Below are 21696 nucleotides of genomic sequence, written 5' to 3'. Positions count from 1 at the left end.
TTAATCAGTAACAGATTCGTCTTTTTCTTGTTGTGTCTCGGCAATGTGGAACAGCAACGTAAAGCGAATGGTTTCCGCCAGCGGGTGTTCACGCTTGTTGGTAGGCACCAGGTAAGCTACATCGAAACCGAAGCGGTCTTTGCGGAAACCTAAACCGATGGTCATATACTTACGATTTCCTTTTGTCTTGGCTTCGTTAAAATAACCGAGGCGCGCGGCAAAAAGATTATTATACCAGTATTCTGCACCTACCGAAGTCATAATCTCTTTGATCTCTTCGCTGAAGCCACCGGGTGCATCGGAGAATGAACCGAACATACCGCTGAGGATGGATTTAGAACGCGAAGCTCCGGGATTGTTAGGATCGGGTGTAGGCACCAGGAGCTTATTGAAATCTACCATGAAGGTAATTTTGTTGAATGGATCGAGCTCAGTAGTATAGGCAGTTCCCAGCCGCAGGTTGGTTGGAATAAAATCTTTGTTCTGGGCATCGGTATAAGAGATCTTCGTTCCGATATTAGAGATATTGGCACCGATGGAAAGCGTAGAGTTTCTGGTTCCCTGTAGCGGCTTGGTATAGTAAACGCCTAAATCAACCGCTGCACCACTGGCTGCTTTTGCATCAGTTTGTGTAAATGCACCGGTAAGATTAGAGTGTATATAGCGGATGGTTCCGCCAATACTGAAGTTTTCGGAAAGCAGGCGTGAATAGGTAATATCAGCCGCATACTCGCGTGGATTGAATTCTCCTATGATCTGACTTGGGTCAGGACCTGTATTGAAAGTAATACTGCCGAGGTCGAAATATTTAAGTGAAGCGGCAACAGCCTGCTCGCGGTTGATCTTGTAAAAGCCTGAGAGATAGCCTACCCACATGTCGTTAACGATCTTGCCAAGCCAGGGAGTATAGGAAAGCGTTCCTCCATATTTTTTGTCGATGAAAGCCAGTTTACCAGCATTCCAGTAAGCAGCGTTTGCATCTGGCGATGTTGCAACACCTGCATCACCAAGGCCAGCATGGCGGGCATCCGGTGTAATCGCCAGGAAAGGAACAGCCGTTGTTATAGCGTTGTCCTGTCCTATCAAATTGCCAGGGGTAGAAACTTGTGAGAAACCGAATTGGAATGAAGCGGCCACCAAAGTAGTGACGAGTAATACTCTAAGGTTCATTAACGTATTTTTCAAGCGTTGTAAATATAATTTAATTAACAACAATAAGCTTTGTAAGCCGCTCATTTTTGGAGCCGTTGGTTAAGGAACGAACAGCCACACGTGCCAAGTATAAACCAGGCATAAGTTTTTTACCTGCGTCAGTCGTGCCATCAAATGTAAGCAAATCAACACGGTAAGGGCTTTCAGCTATGCTAAATGTATAATTTTTTAACTGCTGTCCAGTGGTTGAATATATAAATAGTTCTGCTTCGAGGTTATCTCCCGCCCGATTGTGCGTAAAATATAAAGTAGTTTCTCCCAGGAACGGATTGGGGTAGTTAGCAAACGTTTCAATCACCAGCGCGTCACCGTTCGTTACGACAAAATCGATTTGTGCCTGCGCAGGATTGTTATAGGTATCCCATGCTTTTACTGTAAGTGTATGCTTGCCGGGGGTTAGACCGCTTATCGGGAAATTTACCCACCCTTTGGTATAGTCATCTACATCGGCTTCGTAATAGTCACTCAATATATATACCTCATTGTCGTTATCGAGCACGGCAGTTAATGTGTTTCCGATACCATACCCCGATACGTTGATGCCGCTGGCATCCCACAACCTGGCCACCAACGTTGTGTTCGGGCTTACAATGCCTCCATTAATGAATGTTGTGTCACCCATATACAGCGCTATGGTGGGAGGGGTGGTATCCATTGCAGGATTTTTTTCGCTGCCGCCAATCTTAAATGAGGAGGTTGTTCCGGCTGCATCCAACGCCTGTGTGGAGTCGGAAGCATATACACTTATTTTACCTGCACCAATTTCGTAAGCCATATTCTTAGGAACAATGAATTGAAATTCGAAGGCGCCGTTGTTAACCGATGCCTTGCCACGGAATAAAATGTTATACCACTGCTTGAAAGAGAACGCGGGATTGTTCTTGCCAATGGTAATAAAGTCAGTCTGCTTGTCAAATAAAGTAGAACTCAACGTGCCGTTGAAGTTTTCGAGGCGCGTGCCACTTCCATCGACTACTTCACCTTTGATGATTGCCCTGGACAATGCTTTCAGGGTATCGGAGCCGGATGCGGTTTGTATGCTAGTGATGTTCACTTCCAGTGATGGCAGTGCCAATGTGAGGGATGGATCACCAATCAATGAAAAATTACGGTTGCCAACACCGCTGTTGCTGTTGTTTTTTGTTTTTCGAAAAACTTCTCCTATAGAAATATAGTGATTGGATTCTTTCGTGAACAGTGCATTGTAAAATGCCTGGTTCAATTCAAAATTGGTAAAGGAATATACCGGGCGCGCAGTTGTTACCAGGCCTATAGCACCACCATGAGGTTGCAATACACTAAGCTCTGCACTGGAAATTTGTCCCGGATTGTCCTGGCGGCCAAACTCACAGGTAGCCGTTACCAGAAAAGGATAGCGTACATTTTCAAGCGCTTCAATATTGAGGTTGGTAAATACCTGCTCATCGGCCCATACTTGTTCATTGCCGTGGCCGGTATAGTTCATGATGAGCGCACCACGATTAAAATTAGAGAGTATATCGGCTGTGGCTTCGGGTATAGATTCACCACTCGGCCTTACTGTTTTAGTATAAGTGCCCAGGAAATATTTTCGGGTGTTGAATCCTGATTGCGTTGCTTCTATATCATTGGCAAGTGTATTGGCCTGCGATTGGTGCGCACTGGTATAGGAGTCAGAATTACTGCCATCATCTGCAACAAACACAATGTTTTCGCGCCATGCACCGAACAGATCTTTGTGAGTATCGTATGCAATAATTTTATCAACCACATGCGTGGCTTCTTCCGCAGTTTTTACAGGTAGCCGGCCTACACCTATTTCAAGACTATTACTTTCTACCGGAGATTCGCCCCAGTTGCCTTCGCTGTTTTCCAGAAATCCGAAGTAATCATCTGAAGAATATGTCTCCAGTGGTGTGAGGGAGTTGCGTGATTCGTAGGTGGCTACGAAGTTGGTGTTGTGTGTTACCCGGTCTTTATAGTCATAAGAAGATTTACCCACCAGCAATAAAGCTTTTAATGTAGAAGAACTTTTATCGTACAGGTGTTTTACAAAATCGCGAATAGCCGATACATCCTGGCGACCGGATGAAAACTCGTTATATATTTCCTGCGGTGTCACTACCGTGCACGACCAGCCGCTGTGATCAGCGCGATGTGCTGCCAGCCGGGCTGCCTCTTGTTTAAAATCAGGGTGCGCTACAATGATCAGGTTCGGTGTTGATAGCCCGTGCAGATTTTGATTGGCAACAGCACCAACCAACTCAGGCGAAGGAACATTGCTGTTGAAAACGACAAACTCTCTCAGAGATGAAGTGCCCGTTGAAAATATAGCCATGCCGTTTTGTAAGTTATATTGCTGTATGCCCGGTGTATAGGGATCGGTGACATCCCAAATTGTGCTATTGTCGGTTACATTCGATACCTGGAACGTAGAAGTTCTGTTGTTTACGCTTTCGCCTGAACGAAATATAGTCTGGTCGCCGTAAAGCGACAGCCTGCGCTGAACATTCAATAAAAAGAAATCCAGGTAGCCCATGCCACTGGTGGTTTTGGTATATATATACTTGATCTCCTGTTTGGTGGTGGCAGCGGCCCCGGTAGTGGCAGCATTGCTGATAATAGTGTCGCGTTTATGAAAACCTTTGATGCTGTATTGCGAATCGGTGATGTAAGCCACCGCCTGTTCGGCAATCAATACATTGTTTATATATACCTGGAATGTAGATGCTTTAGTGGATTGGCCCATAACGTCCGATACCAGTTTGATCGGCGAATTTTCTACAATACCCGCTATATCGGTTGAGTACGTTTGCTGATCGAGGCTCAGCCGTTCGAACCATTCGCGACCTGATTCCAGTTCGTTATAACTATCTACTTCGTGAAAGAAGTAATCCTGAAAAGTTTCAATTACCGGGAAAGAACCGCCCTGAGACGGGATGTTTGCTACGCGTTTGCCATTATCGGTACCTACTGTAACGAAGTAATAATTCTTGTCGCTGTAAAGATTGTGTTCATATTGAAATATACCACGCTGAACATCGTACTGCACGTGGTCTGCGCCTTCGGCATACCAGAGAATATAGTCGCCTGAATTAAAAACGCCATCGCTTTCACCCTGCACGAAAATAGCATTCTCCGTAAGATCAGCGGGCCGCGTAACACTGTTGGCTTGAGGAAGCATACCGCCTTTATTACCGTATATTTTTATTTTGCGCGGGTCGATAGACGATGCATCGAAACCCATCTTTTTGAAATCATCAAATGAAATTCTGTATACACCGTTCTTGCCGATGGCTACTTTATACCATTGCCCCGAGCCAAGTACAGACGATTGACTTCTGCTTTCCTTTGTTAACAGAAAGAGAAAAACGAACAGGAGGTTCCGGATGGTAAATGCGTAGCGCAAAGGGTTTACTTTGAAAATGCCTTAGCCCCTAACGACAGGCCTATGTATAAAAGTATAATGAAGGGTATAGCCGTTATCTGAAACAAGGCCAGTAATACTACGGCCAGTAACAGAAATGTAAACCGCAGCTTGTTATCGGCCCAGGTAAAGTTCTTGAACTTGAGCGCGAATATTTCTATGCGCGATACCAGCAGCAATGAAAATACCAGCGTAATGGTTACGAGCAGCCACGGCTGATACAGCCATCCGAAGGATGCCGGCAGCAAGGGCAGCGATGTTATGAAAAGCGTATTAGCTGGTGTATTCAGTCCTTTGAAAGAGTCAGTTTGGGTTTCATCAATATTGAAAATAGCAAGACGCAACGCAGAAAATGCAGCAATGGAAAATGCGATATAGGGCAATGCTTCGCTCGTAGTGTGTTCGCCAATCAGTTTATACATAACCAGTGCCGGCAACACACCGAAGCTCACAACATCGGCCAGCGAATCGAGCTCTTTGCCAATGGGCGAGGATACTTTCAACAGACGTGCTACGAAGCCATCAAAATAATCGAATATCCCCGCAGCCCACACAAAATAAGCTGCAGGCACTCCGCGGTTCTCCAGTAAAAATACAATACCCAGACATCCGCAGATCAGGTTGCAACACGTAAGAAAGTTAGGGAGATGACGAATCATAAGTTCAAATCACAAGTTCCAAAATATACAAATCGGGGGGAACGATAACTCCAAATGTAGCGAATTGTTATTGGGTAATTGTTACGCGATGATTACATCGTTAAAGCGCACAAAACGGGTTGGTCTTTTTTTCATACCCAATGGTAGTTTCGGGGCCGTGGCCGGGATATACCGTTACATCATCCGGTAGCGTAAACAATTTTTGGTGAATGCTGCTGATCAGCGTATCAAAATCGCCACCCGGCAAGTCGGTGCGCCCGATGCTGTTGTAGAAAAGTACATCGCCACCGATCACAATTTTCTGAGCTGTATGATAGAACGCAACATGGCCGGGAGCATGCCCGGGGACAAACAATACATTGAGCGATTGATTGCCGAATGTGACGGGTTCACCTTCTTTTAAAAATGCATCGGGGTCTGCTTCGTGATAATTAAAAATGCCATAGTGTGGAGCATACACTTTCACAGCTTTTAACACCGGCTCTTCCAGCGGATGAATGTAAAGCCTGGTTTTATATCGCTCCTTTACAAATGCATTGCCCAGCACGTGGTCTACATGGCAATGGGTGTTGAGCAGCTTTACTACTTTCAGACCATTTGTGTCAATGAAATCAACAAGATCGTGTTGTTCATCGATATCATAACATCCCGGGTCAATCACCACGCATTCCTTCGTCTCATCGAACAACACATAGGTATTCTCCTGCAAAGGATTAAAAACAAAACTCTGTAGCTGAAGCATGCGCCAAAAATAACCGGGAATTTTTCAGCAGGCCAATTATTTTATTTTCAATTTTAGCCCTTTGTAAAAACAGAAGTGCACACAGTCGATTATATAATTGTCGGTCAGGGACTGGCAGGTTCTGCGGTGGCAGTGCAATTGCTGAATCGCGGACGCAAGATCCTGGTGATTGATGATGCCATACACAATTCCTCTTCGCGGGTAGCCGCCGGATTGTTCAATCCTGTTACGGGCAAAAAAATGGTAAAGACCTGGATGGCGGATATGCTGTTCCCCTATCTCCACGATTTTTACAAACAGGAAGAAACTCGGGCAGAGGAAAAATTTTTCTTTCCCATGCCTTTGTACCGTCCGTTCCTTTCCATCGAAGAACAGAACGAGTGGATGGCACGAAGCGCAGAGCCTGCGTATGCCGGCTATATCGAGACTATATTTTCAGCGCCCGCCTTTGCGCAGGTGCGCGATCCGTTCGGAGGACTATTACTAAAACAGTGCGGCTACCTGAGCACCACGCGCTATGTTAATGCGATAAAAAAACGCATTGAAGACGGAGGCATGATCTGGAACGAGCACCTCGATGAACAATCTCTGCAGGTAGAAGACGATGCTGTAACCTATAAAAATGTACAGGCAAAGAAGATTATTTACTGCAGCGGTGTTGATGCCAGCCGGTGGTTTAACTGGTTGCCCATACGCCCGCTAAAAGGAGAAACAATTCTTGTAAAGGCGCCCTTCCGGGAAAATATTATTGTTAATCGTGGCGTTTATTTCGTTCCGGGTTTGAATCCGGGCGAGTGGCGGGTAGGGGCCACGTATAATTTTCACGATCACGATCCGGGTATTACTGCAGGAGCAAAAGTTGAACTGGAGGAAAAACTGACCGAGCTGATGGACCTTCCGTATGAATGGAAAAGTCAGGAATGGGGAACGCGTCCTACAACGCCCGACCGCCGGCCTATCCTGGGAGCACATCCGGAGCATCCTTCTGTAATAATTTTTAACGGACTGGGTACTAAAGGAGTAAGCCTGACACCGTATTTTTCGGAGGTTTTAGTCCGCTGGATGGAAAATGGTATCTCCTTAAACAAACTGGTGGATATTGATCGTTATAAATCAGTATATTGGACTTCCCCTAAATAAATATGATGTTGCGAAGAGGATTACTTGCGCTAGTAGTATTATTAGTAATGATAACCGGGGCGCAGGCCCAGCAGGCACGTGAAGTGTTTGGGAAGAACCGGATACAATACCGACAGTTTGACTGGGTATACCTGAGCGGAGAAAATTTCGATGTGTACTATTATGATGCGCGCAAAGGTGTAGCACAGGAAGCACTGGAATTTCTGGAAGCGGAGTTCGATCGCATCACCGACATGATAGACTATCCGCCTTACTTCAAAACAAAAGTTTTTGTATACAACTCATTGTCTGATCTGCGCCAGAGCAACATGGGGCTGAACCGGAATACGAACAAGATCGGAGGCGAGACCGAGTTTGTAAAACCGTACATTGAAGTAGCGCACATGGGTACTGCGCAAGAGTTTAAAGAAGAATTGCTTTTCAAAATATCCGAACTCATGGTAAATGAAATGATGTTCGGAGGAAACCTGAAAGATATATTTCAAAGCTCCATTCTCATGAGCTTGCCCGAGTGGTTTGTATTGGGAGCATCGCAGTATGTTGCCAAAGGATGGACTTCTGAAATGGATGACTATATCCGCCAGCTCATGCGCACACGCAAAGCGAAGCGCGCTACCAAACTTACAGGCAAGGAAGCCGCACTGGTCGGGCAGTCAATCTGGAATTTTATTACCGAGAAATATGGCAAGAGCAGTATGGCCAATATTCTCAACTACACACGGGTAACGCGAAACGAAGAGAAGAGCATATTGATCACACTCGGCATCAACTTCCGGCAAATGCTTACGGAGTGGCAGCGATACTATTCCGAAATGGAAGCCGTGGTAAGTAAATCGTATGTGAGTCCTTCTGACTCTACTATTTTTGAATCGCCCAACAACAGAACAACAGAATATACAACCGTAAAAGTCAGTCCTGACGGGCGGCACATTGCGTATGCAGAGAACGACCGCGGCAGGTATATTATTCGCATTCGTTCACTGGAAAGTGGCAAAACCAAAACGATTATTTCCGGTGGCAGCAAAGTAATCAATCAACGGGTAGACTACCGGCAACCGCTCATCGCATGGTCTGATGCCAACACGCTGGGTGTGATTGGTGTGAAACACGGTGAATATGTATTCTGGCTCTACGATCTGAGCACCAATAGTAAACAGCCGCGTGCGCTGGAAAAGTTCAGCAATGTGCGCAGCTTCAGCTTTTCCGGCAATGGCCGCCTGGTGATACTCAGTGCCGACTTCGAAGGCAAGAGCGATCTGTTTCTGTTGAGCGCCCGCAGAGATCGCGTGAAAAGATTGACCAACGACTTGTTTGATGATCTTGATCCTACCTTTATTCCAAATAGCAACCGCATTGTGTTCAGCTCCAATCGCACGAACGATACACTGCGCGCCAATCTGAAACCAGAGTTCGGCAAACTAAGCAGTAACTATAATCTTTTTGTGTTTGATCTCGACAGCTCTAACCTTGTAGTGAAACGCGTTACCAACACGTTGAGTAAAGATATAGGACCGATTGCCAGCGATGAGAATAATTTTTATTACCTGAGCGATCAGCGAGGTATCACCAACCTGTTCAAATACAATCGCTCAACAGGCATCTATACACAGGTAACAAATTTTTCGTCAAGCATTCAGCATTATGATCTCAATGTTTCCACCGGAACGCTCGCCATGGTGGTGACAGAAAATCAGAAACAGCATATATACCTCGATCGCAGTTTTAATGTCGGGCGACAGGTATTTACGCCAGCTACGCGAAGAAAAGAATTGCAGCAGGCACGTGTTATCCGCGAGAAGCGCAAGCAGGAAGACAATAACAAGAACATGAGCATTAAAGATCTGCTCAATGCCCGCCTCAAAGAATCGCAGAAAGATAAAGACACCACAACCGTAACGCATCCAGACTCAGCCACCGTGCATCATGATACAGTAAAGGTAAAAGCGGATTCTATTCCGAAGCCGCAAGAAAAGAAACCGGATGTGGTGAATACCGATAATTATACTTTTGAAGATGAAGCTGTAAAGCAGGCACAACCTTCGGAGTCGTTCCTTACCCGCTATATTAAAGCGCGTGATAAGAGTCGCATTACCGGCCCGTTCCCATACGAATCGAAGTTCAGTGCTGATAACCTGGTTACTTCACTGGTGGTAGATCAGCTTCGGGGTGTCGGTTTGTTGCTCGAAACACAGATGAATGATATGCTGGAGAATTACCGGTTTATAGGAGGATTGATGGTGCCCATAAATCTGCAAGGTGGCGATGTATATGCCGAGTTCCAGTATTTGCCATCACTCATTGACTTCAGCGTTCGCTTCGATCGTAAAGCCATCCGCTGGAATACTATTGAAACTGCTGATAACCTGGTAAGCGAAGAGTATAAATATACGTTGAACCGCTTCGAAGTGAGTGCTTCCCTGCCGATCTCCGATCGCATTCGTTTTACCCTGAAACCATTCGGAGCTTCAGCCCGCTCTATCGATCTCGGTGTTTCTGATTTCCCGTCCAATCCGCCAACGGCGGTTCCTGTTACTAACTATTATGCAGGTATACGTTCTGAATTGGTGTATGATAACTCTGTATCTACCGGCCTGAACCTGATAGAAGGAACGCGTGGTAAAATAAGCTTTCAGCATCATCAGGGATTGAACAACAAAGACCTGAGCTTTACACAGGTTACGGCAGACATTCGTCACTATCAGCAGATCTATAAAGAGATTGTGTTGGCGGTGCGTGGTTATGCAGGAACCTTCTTCGGCAATTCTCCCAAAGTATATATGCTGGGCGGTATGGATAACTGGTTATTTAACAAAACACACTATACCGGCACTACCAGCAAAGGCCAGCCGAATCCGCTCGGTGTCGCTACGGCCAACCAGGATATATTGTTTATGGAATATGCCACAGCCCTGCGCGGGTTTGATTATGGTACACTGTTTGGCAACAGCGTAATGTTGTTTAATGCAGAGCTTCGCGTGCCGTTGATCCGCGCGCTGGCGAACGGGCCGATCTCTTCCAACTTCTTCCGCAATATGCAATTCACTGCATTTTATGATATAGGCACAAGCTGGTCAGGTAAACCTCCGTTCTCTTCCAATAACAGCGTGAGCTATAATGTAATCCAACAGGGACCGTTTCAGGCAGAGATCAAAAATTACCTGAACCCGTGGTTGTATAGCTACGGTGTGGGTATGCGCACCATGATGCTCGGCTACTATGTGAAGTTCGACCTGGCATGGCCGGTAGAGAACTATGATGTGGGCAACCCCAAACTGCACATAACACTGGGATACGATTTCTGATATACACTACAGATATTGATTTGCGTCTGCTATCTTGCAGGCCGCACAAAGGAACGGATTTATTTCCGTTCCTTTGTTTTATAAATTCACCCTATGATAAAATCCATGACAGGCTTCGGCCAGTCCGCTTACGATGATGGCCGGCTGCAGATCAGCGTTGAAATAAAAAGTCTGAATTCCAAATTCCTCGACCTGAACCTCCGGTTGCCCAAGCTGTTTTCAGAACGCGAAATAGAAGTACGAAACCTCATCAGCGAAAAGCTCGAGCGTGGTAAAGTACAGATCGCGATCGAATACCAACGCTATGGTGATGAGTCGATGAAGCAGATTTACAACGAAGCCCTGTTCGTGTCGTACTACCAGCAGTTGAAGAAGCTTGCCGACAGAGTGGTAGCTCCACATGATCAGCTCTTTCAACTGGCACTGACTTCTCCGGATGTTATTCAAAGCAACCTCCGGGAAGACAGCAACGAAGAGGAATGGGAGCAGATTAAAAAAGCGGTGGTAGATGCTATTCAGAAATGCGATCAGTTCCGCAAAGCCGAAGGAAGTGTATTGGAAAAGATGTTGAAGGAATGCTGTGGTGTGATTGGCGAACAACTGAAGAAAATAGAGGACCTCGATCCCAAGCGTGTTCAACGCATTCGTGAAAGATTGAAAGGAAATATAGTATCATTTTTCGGAGAAGAAGGGTATGATACCAATCGTCTGGAGCAGGAGATTATCTTCTATATCGAAAAACTTGATATCAACGAAGAGAAGGTGAGGCTTCGTTCGCACCTCAACTACTTCATGCAGATATTAGCCGAGCAACAATCGAATGGTAAAAAGTTAGGATTCATTTCACAGGAGATTGGCCGCGAAATAAACACCATCGGCTCCAAAGCAAATGATGCCGACATTCAGAAACACGTGGTGGTTATGAAAGAAGAACTGGAGAAGATCAAAGAGCAACTGAATAACGTACTGTAGGAAATAGCTGCGAGCTTTGAGCTACGAGCTGTGAGAAAAAAAGCTGCTGGCTGCAGGCATCTGGTTACTGGGGACGGAGCGAGTCTTCTGTGCTTTTCTGTGAGTTCTGTGGGAACCAACACACCCTTCACACACCACACCTCGCAGCTGGAAGCTCGCAACTCACAGCTATTTATTCGTGTACTTCCAACTCTCCTTCCGGATGTGTGATTACATAATCAGAAAGATCCTGTTTCGCGGTTAATCCCTGGCCGTAGATCACATCGCCTTGCTGGCGGATGGTAACAAATTGTTCGGTAAATATTTTTTGATCGGCTGGCTTCCAGAAAAGTTCTTCTGTGTTAAGCTGCTCGTTCTTGGCTACATTTTTTACTTCCACTTTGCCACGCCCGCGCCACTGATCCTGCTCTTTAAAGTAATACGCATGATTCGCTTTTAAGGTAGATTCCAGCTTGCCGAATATATCGTAGAACTCCAGGTATATACCTTTCGGAAATTCACGGTCGCCATTTTGAAATTCATATACCAGGTCAGCCAGCATCTTTACTTTTACGCGATCATTCTCTGTATAGAACATTTCCATTTTTTCCACTTCGCGCAGTGGACCTTTATATTCCACGGGTTCTTTTATTTCCTGTTTTCCGCAGGCAAAGGCAATGAGAGGAATTGCGAATAGTAAATATCGTTTCATAAACAAAATTGAAAAGGCCACAGGATCAACTATGGCCTTTGTTCATTCTATGATCATCGATCGGGCGTCAGTCAAACTTGCGCTTAATAAACCACTGATCGTTAAAGGTTATTCCAAAGTATATCTTCAGGTAATTCTCCTCAAGGATATTCTGCTCCTTGTTTCCGCGCTTCCCTACTTTACAGGCGAGATTCAGGTTGGAACGACCGGCCGGTAATGAAAGTCCAAAATTAATGCCATAGTCCTTCACGCTGTTGCCATTGGCCAGAAAAGGATATTGTTCCACACTTGCCCCGATGCGATAGGTAAGTCGTTTCAGGTAGCTGCCCAGGGCTAACGGATCGGGAGTAATTTCGCCTCCCAGCGCTGCACGCCATGATTTCTGCAATCCATTATCATCATTATTTATACTGGAGAAATTAGACCAGTTCTGATAAGCAAATTCGGTTGATACCGACCACTTCAAGCCACGGCTCAGGGCAAACCCAAGCGTGAGTGATCCGGGTACCGTAATCTGCCCGTGAACATTGTTCAGCTCTGTTGATTCGATGGTATCGCCTGCAACGGTGGTGCGATAAAATTTATCTGTGCGCTTTGCATTCAAATTGGTTTTGAGATCATATACTGCACCGATGCTAAAGCGATAATTTTTTCCCCAGAGCGAATCGCGACTGAAAGAGTAGCCTACACCAAAATTGAAATCGTGGATGGATGATTTTTCTGAAATAGCAATTACATACGGAATCTGATCGGTTTGATTCAATTGATTGGAGTATACATTCTCAATCGGGCCAAATAAATAAGTTGCTTTAAGACCTACGCTCATCTCTTTGTTGATGCGCACACCGTTAGACCAGTATAGTTGCGTTAACCCGCCCGATCCGTATTCACGAAATTCGGCTGTCATCGATTCACCATTCGGAAGTGGTATAGTCTTCGGGTTAATGTATTCATAATCAACATTCGTATAGGGCATCAACCCTATGGAAGTAGTCCACTTATTTACTTTTATGGGAAAAGCCGTTACCAGGTAGCTCATGTTGCCGCCTGTGTTTTTGTCCTTTCCTTCCTTGCTGCGAAGTGTTCTTCGCTCACCTACCAGGCCAGCTTCAAATACGGTGAGGCTATTGAACACCAGCAAGGCCGGGTTCTGATTGTTGAGGTACCAGTACTGTGGTTGTGCTACACCGGTGCCTCCCATACCCTGGTTATGGATCAGGGCATTTCCATACGGATCACCAATACCGAAAGTAGTGAACGGAGATCGCGCGGCCTGACCCTGAACTTCTTTTGTTGCTATGACAACGAGACATAGTAAAAAAATCTTTTTAACGACTGACATTATATAATAAAATGCTGTTTAACCCGCTGAGTACCAGTTCAGGGACCGCAAATATGGCCGCTTTCAGCCTGTTTTCAAAAAATGCGGTATCGCCCCCACACAAAATCACCTTCAAACCGCAGAAATTCTCTGAATATCTGCGAATAATCCCATCAATTTCTTCTGTCAAACCATGTATAGCACCACTCTGCATGCACGTCTCTGTGCTGTTGCCGGTGAGTGGAGGATTCTCCGTTGCATGCACCAAAGGCAGTCGTGCTGTAAAAGTATGCATCGCCTCAAAGCGCATCTTCAGTCCGGGAGAAATGCTGCCACCGAGGTAGCGCCCTTCACTGTCCAGGAAATCATAAGTTATACACGTGCCTGCATCAATCACCAGGCAGTTGGTTGCCGGGTACAGCTGCTGTGCTCCACAGATTCCTGCAATTCTGTCAACACCCAATGTTTGTGGAGTGGCATATAAATTCTGAACAGGCAGTGGTAACGTGTGGTGAAGAATAAATTTTTTCTTCGCTGTAGTCCACTCCGCCACCGTGCGTGCTTCAGTGTTTACTGAACTTATGATGAAGTGATCGGCCTGAAAGTTTTGGAGAAAGCTTTTCAATTCATCTTCTTTTCGGAAGACAATTTTTTCCTTCAGCAACAGGTGATCAAAAATACCTACCTTGGCAGACGAGTTTCCGTAATCGACAACTATATTCATGAAACGCATTACGTTAATAGTTAATCGTTACGCTATCGGTTAAGGTCACTCACAAAAGTCACGTGAACAGATAACGTATACGATGCTCAAAAATATGGATTCAAAGAACAACTATAAAGTTATCGGATTAATGTCGGGTACTTCACTCGATGGATTAGATATCGCTTATTGTCAGTTCAACAGAAAAGATAAAGGCTGGAGTTACTCGATCAATAAGGCAACAACATTAAAATATCCGGTAGCGTGGATCAACAAATTATCATCAGCACAAAATCTAAGCGGTGAAGAATTGATTGCGTTGGATGTTGCCTATGGTAAATTTCTGGGCAAGGCTTGTGCAGATTTTATACGCAGGCATTCTTTGAAAGCAGACTTTATTGCATCGCACGGTCATACCATCTTTCATCAGCCGCAGCGCAGCTTTACGTATCAGTTGGGCAGTGGCCAGGCGTTGCATGTGGCCAGTGGCCTGCCCGTTGTGTACGACTTCAGAAGCCTTGATGTGTTGCTGGGTGGAGAAGGTGCTCCGCTGGTGCCGGCTGGCGATAAATTTCTTTTCAGTGAATATGATGTGTGCCTCAACCTGGGAGGCATAGCAAATCTTTCGATGGATGCTAAAGGAAAAAGAATCGCCTACGATGTGTGCTTCATGAATATGGGCTTGAATTACCTGGCTGCAAAGGCAGGAAAGGAGTTTGATGTGAACGGAACAATGGCACAAGACGGAGAAGTGAATAACGCACTATGGAAAGCGCTGGCAAAAATATATAGTGGCCTCCGTAAAAAACGCCCGTCATTAGGACGTGAGCTATTTGAAAAGCAGATAAAATCTCTGCTCGATGACGAGTCGATATCGCTGAATGACAGACTGCGTACGTTCACAGAATCATCAGCGGCAGAAATAGCGAGTGTTATTCTATCCTCAAAAGAAAAAGCGAAAGTGTTGTGCACCGGCGGAGGTGCTTTGAATTCATTTTTCATTTTGCGATTGCTGGAGCTATGTGGCGATCATGCAACGCTCATCATTCCCGAAGAAGAGATCGTAAAGTTTAAAGAAGCTATGGTCTTTGCATTTCTCGGAGTACTGCGCGTACGCAACGAAGTAAATTGCCTGCAAAGCGTTACCCACGCCACCCGCAACAGCTCATCGGGCATAACCATAGGTTTTTAAGTATATATTTTATCTTCTGAAATTTTCCAATCTTCTAATTTTATAATTTTCCGATCTTTTAGTTATCGTATGAAAGAACTGCTTCACAAATTTGAGAATAAGCGCCCCGAAGTTGTATTTGAGTGGAAAGACAGTGAGACCGAAGCAGAAGGCTGGGTGGTGATCAACTCGTTGCGGGGAGGCGCTGCCGGTGGAGGAACACGCATGCGCAAAGGGTTGGATAAACGTGAAGTAGAATCGCTGGCCAAAACGATGGAAGTGAAATTTACAGTTTCAGGTCCGCCTATAGGAGGTGCGAAGTCAGGTATAAATTTCGATCCGGCGGATCCTCGTAAAGCCGGCGTGCTGCAACGATGGTACGCGGCCGTGATGCCCTTGCTGAAATATTACTACGGCACCGGCGGCGATCTGAATGTAGATGAGATACATGAAGTTATACCCATTACCGAAGATGTAGGTATATGGCACCCGCAGGAAGGTGTATTTACCGGCCACTATAAGCCAACCGAAGCACAGAAAGTAAACCGCATCGGCCAGTTACGACAAGGCGTGGTAAAAGTGATTGAAGATGAACAGTTCTCACCATCATTAAAAAAGAAATATACTGTTGCAGACATGTGTACCGGGTACGGTGTGGCACAGGCAGTAAAACATTACTATACTTTGTGGGGTGGTACCATTACCGGCAAGCGTGCGGTTGTGCAAGGTTGGGGCAACGTAGGCGCTGCCGCAGGATTTTACCTGGCACAACTGGGTGTAAAGATTGTAGGCATCATCAGTCATGAAGGAGGCGTGATTAACCAGGCAGGTTTCTCACTTGAAGAGATCACACAGTTAGTTATAAATCGACAAGGAAATAAACTCGTTTCACCGGATATACTTCCGTTTGATATTGTGCAGCAAAAAATATGGGATCTCGATTTTGAGATATTTATACCGGCAGCCGCTTCGCGACTGATTACCAAAGAACAAGTCGATAGAATGTCATCGTCATTGGAGGTAATTTCCTGTGGCGCAAACGTACCCTTTGCTGACCCGGAAATCTTTTTTGGTCCCACAGGTCTCTATGCCGATCAAAAATTTTCGGTAATCCCTGACTTCATTGCCAACTGCGGTATGGCACGTGTGTTTGCTTACTTTATGGAGAGTGAAGTAAAGATGGATGATGCTTCCATTTTTGAAGATATATCGCTGACTATAAAACGCGCCCTGACCCGAACGCACAGCGTGCACAACCAGAAAACCGGTATAGCACAGGCATCCTTCGAAACAGCTTTACAGGAATTGGTTCGCTAACGAACTTACCCAACAACCTCTAGCAACTTATGGCTAGCAGCTCGCAGCTAATTTAGTCAAGCGGAGTATTGTGGTCCGGATTCAAAAGTTCGAGGTCCACAAGCTCCGGCAGCGTGCGATTCATTTTTATGATGCGTACTTTATAAGACTCTAATTCGAAAGTAGCGCCTTCGCGCATCTCCTGGGGTTTGTGCAGCAGCAGCAATCCCGCAAGGGTATCGTATTCTTCAGAATCAGGGAAAGGAACTTCCAGTACTTTATTGATATCGTGAATGGAAGATGTAGCAATAACGTGATAAGTGTTATCCGTGAGCGTTACAATCTGTGCTTCGTGGTCGTGCTCATCTTGTATCTCCCCTACAAGCTCTTCGAGTATATCTTCGAGTGTAACAATACCAATGGTGCCGCCATATTCGCTGATCACAATAGCCATCTGTACTTTCTTCTTTTGAAAGTCGCGCAGCAGATGATCGATCGGCTTATTCTCCGTTACAAAATAGGGCTGGTGTACAATCTCCACCAACGACTTGTTGGTCTTGTTGATGTAGTGATGTACTATATCTTTCGAGTGAACAACACCTTTTATTTCATCGAGGTTATTTTCGAATACCGGGTAGCGCGAGTATCCTTCTTTCAATACAGTTTGTATGGCACTGTCGAGGTTGGCACTTGCATTGATCGCTGATATTTTGATGCGTGGCACCATTACCTGTTTCACAATGCGGTCGTCAAAATCAAATACATTTTGAATCAGCTCACGCTCATTGCTCTCAATAGCGCCACCTTCTTCGCTTTCGGCGATGATAAGTTTCAGTTCTTCTTCAGAGTGTATCTCTTCGTGCTCGGCTACAGGTTTAATACCCAATAGTTTCAGGATTATGTTGGCGAAGCCATTAAGTAATGCAATGAAAGGCTTGAATACGATATGAAAAATGCGAAGCGGAACAGATACCGCGAGCGTTGTAGAAGTAGGGTAGCGTATGGCCAGTGATTTAGGGGCGAGTTCGCCAAAAACAATATGCAATATGGTAAGCGTGGCAAACGCTATCGGTATTGCAATGCGATGCGCCAATGCCTCGGTAATGGTAAAGCCCAGGCCACTGATGGTATTGAGTATGATCTTGGAAACGACATCCTCGCCTACCCATCCCAAACCGAGGCTGGCCAGGGTTATACCAAGCTGAGTTGCGGCCAGAAAGCCATCCAGATTGTCGATAATGGTTTGTGCTGCCTTCTTGCGGGCGTTGCCAGCCTGCAGGGCAATTTGAGATGACCGGACTTTTACAATGGCGAATTCTGCTGCTACAAAAAAGCCATTCAGAAATACTAAAAACAGAGTTAGAAAAATGTCGAAAACCATTTACCGCAGTGCTGCTAAAAACTCAAAGTTAACGTATTGCCTTATTCCTCTCAGAACTATTTTAAAAAATGAGAAATTGGGGCGTTAAAGCGGCTTTTTTGTCGGAATTGAGGGGCTTGGCTAATACTTGAAGTAAAAATCACCGCTCTTCGCAGCAAGCCAAAGAGCGGTGACGGAATTTTATTTCAAGCCGAAAAGGCCTTCGTTCAAAAGATTCAAAGCCTTCTCCTTGTATTGCTTGTCAACCAATACAGTAACGTTATTCGGACTTCCTCCGCTGCAGATCATCCGCAACGGTATCTCCGAAAGGGCATTGAAGACTTTATTCTGAACACCTTTCTGTTCGGTGATTTTGTTACCAACAATACAGATGATGGTTTGATCTTTGTCCACTTCAATCGTTCCGAATTTTCTCAATTCGTTTTCGATGGCAGAAAGATGCGTGTTGTTGTCAATAGTAAGCGATACGGCAACTTCTGAGGTAGTTACCATATCGATCGAAGTTTTATAGTTCTCGAACACTTCAAATACTCTGCGGAGGAACCCATAGGCCATCAGCATACGTGACGATTTGATGTTGATGGCGGTGATGCCATCTTTCGCAGCAATCGCCTTGAACGAACCTTCGGTTCCTTTGTCGGTAATGATGGTTCCGAAAGCTTTTTCGTCCATCGTGTTTTTCAGACGTACCGGTACATTGTACTTCTGCGCCGGAACAATAGTAGAAGGGTGGAGGATCTTTGCGCCAAAATAGGCCAGCTCGGAAGCTTCATCGAAGGTAAGCTCAGATATAGGAACGGTTTTCTTTACAATACGCGGATCGTTATTGTGCATGCCGTCTATGTCTGTCCATATCTGGATCTCTTCAGCCCGTATAGCCGAACCGATAAGAGATGCTGTATAGTCGCTTCCGCCACGCTTGAGGTTGTCAATCTCATTGCGGTGGTTGCGGCATATATATCCTTGTGTAATAATGATGTCGATGTTGTTGAGAGAGCTCAGCAGCGGCTTGAGACGTTCAGAAATTTTTTCGAGCTCAGGCTCTTCATTTTCATCGATGGACATGAAATATAGCGCAGGCAGTAACCGTGCACTGATCTTACGCTCCTGTAAATGCTGATAGAATAACTCTGTAGAGAGCAGTTCGCCTTGTGCCAGCAGTTCGCGATAACTCTTGTTATCGAACTGTCCTGCTGCGAGCAGGCGAATGAGAATGAAAAAGCGGCTGACAATTTCCTGGCCGATGGCGAGGAATGCTTCACTGCCGTAGAGCTCTTTTATAAATGCCAGGTAATGTTTTTCCAGGTCTGAAATAACTTCTTCTGCTTTCGCTTTTTGTCCGGCCAGTAAATGATCTCCAATAGAAACCAACGCATTGGTTGTACCGGATAATGCTGATAGTACTACGATTTTCTTGCCGGGCGTACTCGTTACGAGGTCGGCAATTTTCTTCATACGTTCAGGCTTCCCCACCGAGGTGCCTCCGAATTTCATGATTAGCATAAGCGATGCATTTTTATAAAGCGGGCAAATATAAAAAGCGATTAAAAATAATGAACGATTACAACTCAACCTTTTGCAAACAATTGCTTCTTTTTCAATGCATTGCAAACTAATGTTAGTAGAAACACTATATATTTTAATGGTTATACAGGCAATGAAAAAGAAAAGCCCTCCGGAAACCAGAGGGCTCTAAACCAGTTACTATAATCTCAACAAGAATTACTTCTTGTCGTTCACTTCTTCGTACTCAACGTCTGATACGTTGTTGGATGCATTGCCATCGCTGGAAGCACCGGCTCCCGCACCAGGACCACCTTGTGGACCTGCACCGCCGGTTGACTGATACATTTCAGATGCAGCGGCCTGCCATGCAGCGTTCAATGTATTCATAGCAGTTTCTATACCTGCCAGGTCTTGTGCCTGATGTGCCTGCTTCAGATTTTCAAGGGCACTGTTTATAGCGCTCTTGTTGCTGTCAGAAAGTTTATCGCCGTATTCTTTCAGTTGCTTTTCAGTCTGGAAGATCAGCGAGTCTGCCTGGTTGATCTTTTCAGCGCGCTCTTTTACTTTCTTATCAGCGTCAGCATTCGCTTGTGCTTCCTGTTTCATTTTCTGGATCTCGGCATCTGTTAATCCAGAAGAAGCTTCAATACGGATTCTTTGTTCTTTGCCAGTACCTTTATCTTTAGCAGATACGTGCAGTATACCGTTGGCATCTATATCGAATGTAACTTCAATCTGCGGTATACCACGTGGTGCCGGTGGTATATCTGACAGGTGGAAGCGTCCGATTGTGCGGTTGTCTTTTGCCATCGGGCGTTCACCTTGCAGTACATGTATCTCTACAGAAGGCTGATTATCGGCAGCTGTTGAGAACACTTCTGATTTCTTCGAAGGAATGGTTGTGTTAGCTTCGATCAGCTTGGTCATTACACCACCCAAGGTTTCAATACCAAGTGACAGCGGAGTGACATCCAACAGCAATACGTCTTTCACTTCACCAGTCAACACACCACCCTGAATTGCTGCACCAACTGCAACCACTTCATCCGGGTTCACACCCTTCGATGGTTTCTTGCCGAAGAATTTTTCAACTTCTTCAACAATGCGAGGTATACGTGTAGAACCACCTACCAGAATTACTTCATCAATCTGTGATACGTTAACACCGGCATCTTCTACAGCCTTGCGGCAAGGCTCTAATGTTCTGCGCACCAGGTCATCTACCAGTTGCTCGAACTTGGAGCGTGTTAATTTCTTTACCAGGTGTTTAGGAACGCCATCTACGGAAGTGATATAAGGCAGGTTTACTTCTGTTTCAGATGAGCTTGATAATTCGATCTTCGCTTTTTCCGCAGCTTCTTTCAGACGTTGCAAAGCCATTGGATCTTTACGCAGATCCTGACCTTCTTCTTTCTGAAATTCTTCAGCCAGCCAGTTCATCACGCGCAAATCGAAATCATCACCACCCAGGTGCACATCACCGTTGGTGGATTTTACTTCGAATACACCATCACCTAATTCCAGAATCGATATATCGAATGTACCGCCACCGAGGTCGTACACTGCGATTTTCATGTCCTGATGCTTTTTGTCAAGACCGTATGCCAGTGCAGCAGCGGTAGGCTCGTTAATAATACGCTTCACATCAAGACCTGCAATCTGTCCGGCTTCTTTTGTTGCTTGACGCTCAGCATCATTGAAGTAAGCAGGAACTGTAATAACAGCTTCTGATACAGTTGTGCCCAGATAATCTTCAGCAGTGCTCTTCATTTTCTGAAGAATCATGGCAGAGATTTCCTGAGGAGTATACAGGCGGTCGCCAATGCGAACACGCACAGTGTTGTTATTGCCGGCTTCAACCTGATAAGATACCATTTTCTTTTCATCGGCTACATCATCAAACTTCTTACCCATGAAGCGCTTGATTGATTGTACCGTATTCTTCGGATTGGTAATAGCCTGACGCTTGGCAGGATCACCTACTTTGCGCTCACCCTTTCCGTTGTCGAGAAAGCCAACAATGGAAGGTGTGGTTCTGCGACCTTCGCTATTAGCAATCACCACCGGCTCGTTACCTTCCATTACGGCAACGCACGAGTTGGTGGTTCCTAAGTCTATTCCTATAATTTTTCCCATACTATTTGTGGTGTTTAGTTCAGTTACAACTTTATGTACAAGGCCCTATCTTCAAGGG

The 21696-nt window shown here is 45.3% G+C and carries 15 protein-coding genes; 5 read left to right on the top strand and 10 right to left on the bottom strand.

Translation table 11 applies throughout. The annotated features are described in order from the left end of the window. The 4 genes from porV to V7Q33_RS05200 form a co-directional block, all read right to left on the bottom strand. Positions 1-1170 (bottom strand): type IX secretion system outer membrane channel protein PorV, encoded by a 1170-nt coding sequence (gene porV / locus V7Q33_RS05215; protein WP_333819118.1) that lies wholly within the window; start codon positions 1168-1170, stop codon positions 1-3. A 31-nt stretch (positions 1171-1201) separates the two neighbouring features. After that, positions 1202-4600, bottom strand: a complete 3399-nt coding sequence (porU, locus tag V7Q33_RS05210; RefSeq protein WP_333819117.1) for a type IX secretion system sortase PorU — start codon at positions 4598-4600, stop codon at positions 1202-1204. 5 nt (positions 4601-4605) lie between these two features. Continuing rightward, positions 4606-5277 carry a CDP-diacylglycerol--serine O-phosphatidyltransferase gene (pssA, locus tag V7Q33_RS05205; RefSeq protein WP_331974656.1) on the bottom strand — a complete coding sequence of 224 codons (672 nt, stop codon included), beginning with the start codon at positions 5275-5277 and terminating at the stop codon, positions 4606-4608. A 100-nt stretch (positions 5278-5377) separates the two neighbouring features. Then, positions 5378-6019, bottom strand: coding sequence for an MBL fold metallo-hydrolase (locus tag V7Q33_RS05200; RefSeq protein WP_331974658.1), 642 nt, complete (start codon positions 6017-6019; stop codon positions 5378-5380). A gap of 75 nt (positions 6020-6094) precedes the next feature. On the opposite strand from V7Q33_RS05200, the gene V7Q33_RS05195 reads away from it, so the two are divergent. The 3 genes from V7Q33_RS05195 (at position 6095) to V7Q33_RS05185 (ending at position 11433) form a co-directional block, all read left to right on the top strand. Continuing rightward, positions 6095-7159, top strand: a complete 1065-nt coding sequence (locus V7Q33_RS05195) for an NAD(P)/FAD-dependent oxidoreductase (protein WP_331974660.1) — start codon at positions 6095-6097, stop codon at positions 7157-7159. Positions 7160-7161: 2 nt separating this feature from the next. Further along, positions 7162-10461, top strand: coding sequence for a translocation protein TolB (locus V7Q33_RS05190; RefSeq protein WP_331974662.1), 3300 nt, complete (start codon positions 7162-7164; stop codon positions 10459-10461). A 93-nt stretch (positions 10462-10554) separates the two neighbouring features. Then, on the top strand, positions 10555-11433 hold the full coding sequence (locus V7Q33_RS05185; RefSeq protein ID WP_333819116.1) for a YicC/YloC family endoribonuclease: 879 nt from the start codon (positions 10555-10557) through the stop codon (positions 11431-11433). A 172-nt stretch (positions 11434-11605) separates the two neighbouring features. Here the strand turns inward: V7Q33_RS05185 and lptC are convergent, their stop codons facing one another. From lptC to V7Q33_RS05170, 3 genes are all read right to left on the bottom strand, one after another. Continuing rightward, the gene (gene lptC / locus V7Q33_RS05180; RefSeq protein ID WP_331974666.1) at positions 11606-12124 is read right to left on the bottom strand and encodes an LPS export ABC transporter periplasmic protein LptC; all 519 of its coding nucleotides are present in this window, start codon (positions 12122-12124) and stop codon (positions 11606-11608) included. Between the two features lie 67 nt (positions 12125-12191). Then, entirely contained in the window at positions 12192-13466 is a 1275-nt protein-coding gene (locus V7Q33_RS05175) for a hypothetical protein (RefSeq protein WP_331974668.1), read from the bottom strand. Continuing rightward, positions 13453-14169, bottom strand: a complete 717-nt coding sequence (locus V7Q33_RS05170; protein ID WP_333819115.1) for a type III pantothenate kinase — start codon at positions 14167-14169, stop codon at positions 13453-13455. The genes V7Q33_RS05175 and V7Q33_RS05170 overlap by 14 nt, the downstream gene beginning before the upstream one ends. A gap of 94 nt (positions 14170-14263) precedes the next feature. Here V7Q33_RS05170 and V7Q33_RS05165 point away from each other — a divergent pair, with 94 nt between their 5' ends. Beyond that, positions 14264-15340 (top strand): anhydro-N-acetylmuramic acid kinase, encoded by a 1077-nt coding sequence (locus V7Q33_RS05165; RefSeq protein WP_333819114.1) that lies wholly within the window; start codon positions 14264-14266, stop codon positions 15338-15340. Between the two features lie 69 nt (positions 15341-15409). Continuing rightward, entirely contained in the window at positions 15410-16636 is a 1227-nt protein-coding gene (locus V7Q33_RS05160) for a Glu/Leu/Phe/Val dehydrogenase dimerization domain-containing protein (RefSeq protein WP_331974674.1), read from the top strand. 52 nt (positions 16637-16688) lie between these two features. Here the strand turns inward: V7Q33_RS05160 and V7Q33_RS05155 are convergent, their stop codons facing one another. The 3 genes from V7Q33_RS05155 to dnaK all read right to left on the bottom strand — a co-directional run bounded on the left by V7Q33_RS05155 (position 16689) and on the right by dnaK (position 21638). After that, a complete protein-coding gene (locus V7Q33_RS05155; protein ID WP_331974676.1) occupies positions 16689-17996 on the bottom strand; it encodes a hemolysin family protein in 1308 nt (435 codons plus the stop codon). A 180-nt stretch (positions 17997-18176) separates the two neighbouring features. Beyond that, entirely contained in the window at positions 18177-19499 is a 1323-nt protein-coding gene (locus V7Q33_RS05150; RefSeq protein WP_331974678.1) for an aspartate kinase, read from the bottom strand. A gap of 219 nt (positions 19500-19718) precedes the next feature. Then, positions 19719-21638 (bottom strand): molecular chaperone DnaK, encoded by a 1920-nt coding sequence (gene dnaK, locus V7Q33_RS05145; protein WP_331974680.1) that lies wholly within the window; start codon positions 21636-21638, stop codon positions 19719-19721. Positions 21639-21696 lie beyond the last annotated feature (58 nt).

Origin of the sequence: Ohtaekwangia sp. (genome assembly GCF_036786105.1) — a bacterium.
GTDB lineage: Bacteria > Bacteroidota > Bacteroidia > Cytophagales > Cyclobacteriaceae > Ohtaekwangia.
Note: the sequence above shows the minus strand (reverse complement) of the source record. Positions and strands in the feature narration are given on the sequence as shown.

Coding starts and splice junctions, on each gene's coding strand:
- porV (WP_333819118.1), bottom strand. CDS start 1,170: ATGAACCTTAGAGTATTACTCGTCACTACTTTGGTGGCCGCTTCATTC.
- pssA (WP_331974656.1), bottom strand. CDS start 5,277: ATGATTCGTCATCTCCCTAACTTTCTTACGTGTTGCAACCTGATCTGC.
- V7Q33_RS05200 (WP_331974658.1), bottom strand. CDS start 6,019: ATGCTTCAGCTACAGAGTTTTGTTTTTAATCCTTTGCAGGAGAATACC.
- V7Q33_RS05190 (WP_331974662.1), top strand. CDS start 7,162: ATGATGTTGCGAAGAGGATTACTTGCGCTAGTAGTATTATTAGTAATG.
- V7Q33_RS05185 (WP_333819116.1), top strand. CDS start 10,555: ATGATAAAATCCATGACAGGCTTCGGCCAGTCCGCTTACGATGATGGC.
- lptC (WP_331974666.1), bottom strand. CDS start 12,124: ATGAAACGATATTTACTATTCGCAATTCCTCTCATTGCCTTTGCCTGC.
- V7Q33_RS05175 (WP_331974668.1), bottom strand. CDS start 13,466: ATGTCAGTCGTTAAAAAGATTTTTTTACTATGTCTCGTTGTCATAGCA.
- V7Q33_RS05170 (WP_333819115.1), bottom strand. CDS start 14,169: ATGAATATAGTTGTCGATTACGGAAACTCGTCTGCCAAGGTAGGTATT.
- V7Q33_RS05165 (WP_333819114.1), top strand. CDS start 14,264: ATGGATTCAAAGAACAACTATAAAGTTATCGGATTAATGTCGGGTACT.
- V7Q33_RS05160 (WP_331974674.1), top strand. CDS start 15,410: ATGAAAGAACTGCTTCACAAATTTGAGAATAAGCGCCCCGAAGTTGTA.
- V7Q33_RS05155 (WP_331974676.1), bottom strand. CDS start 17,996: ATGGTTTTCGACATTTTTCTAACTCTGTTTTTAGTATTTCTGAATGGC.
- V7Q33_RS05150 (WP_331974678.1), bottom strand. CDS start 19,499: ATGCTAATCATGAAATTCGGAGGCACCTCGGTGGGGAAGCCTGAACGT.
- dnaK (WP_331974680.1), bottom strand. CDS start 21,638: ATGGGAAAAATTATAGGAATAGACTTAGGAACCACCAACTCGTGCGTT.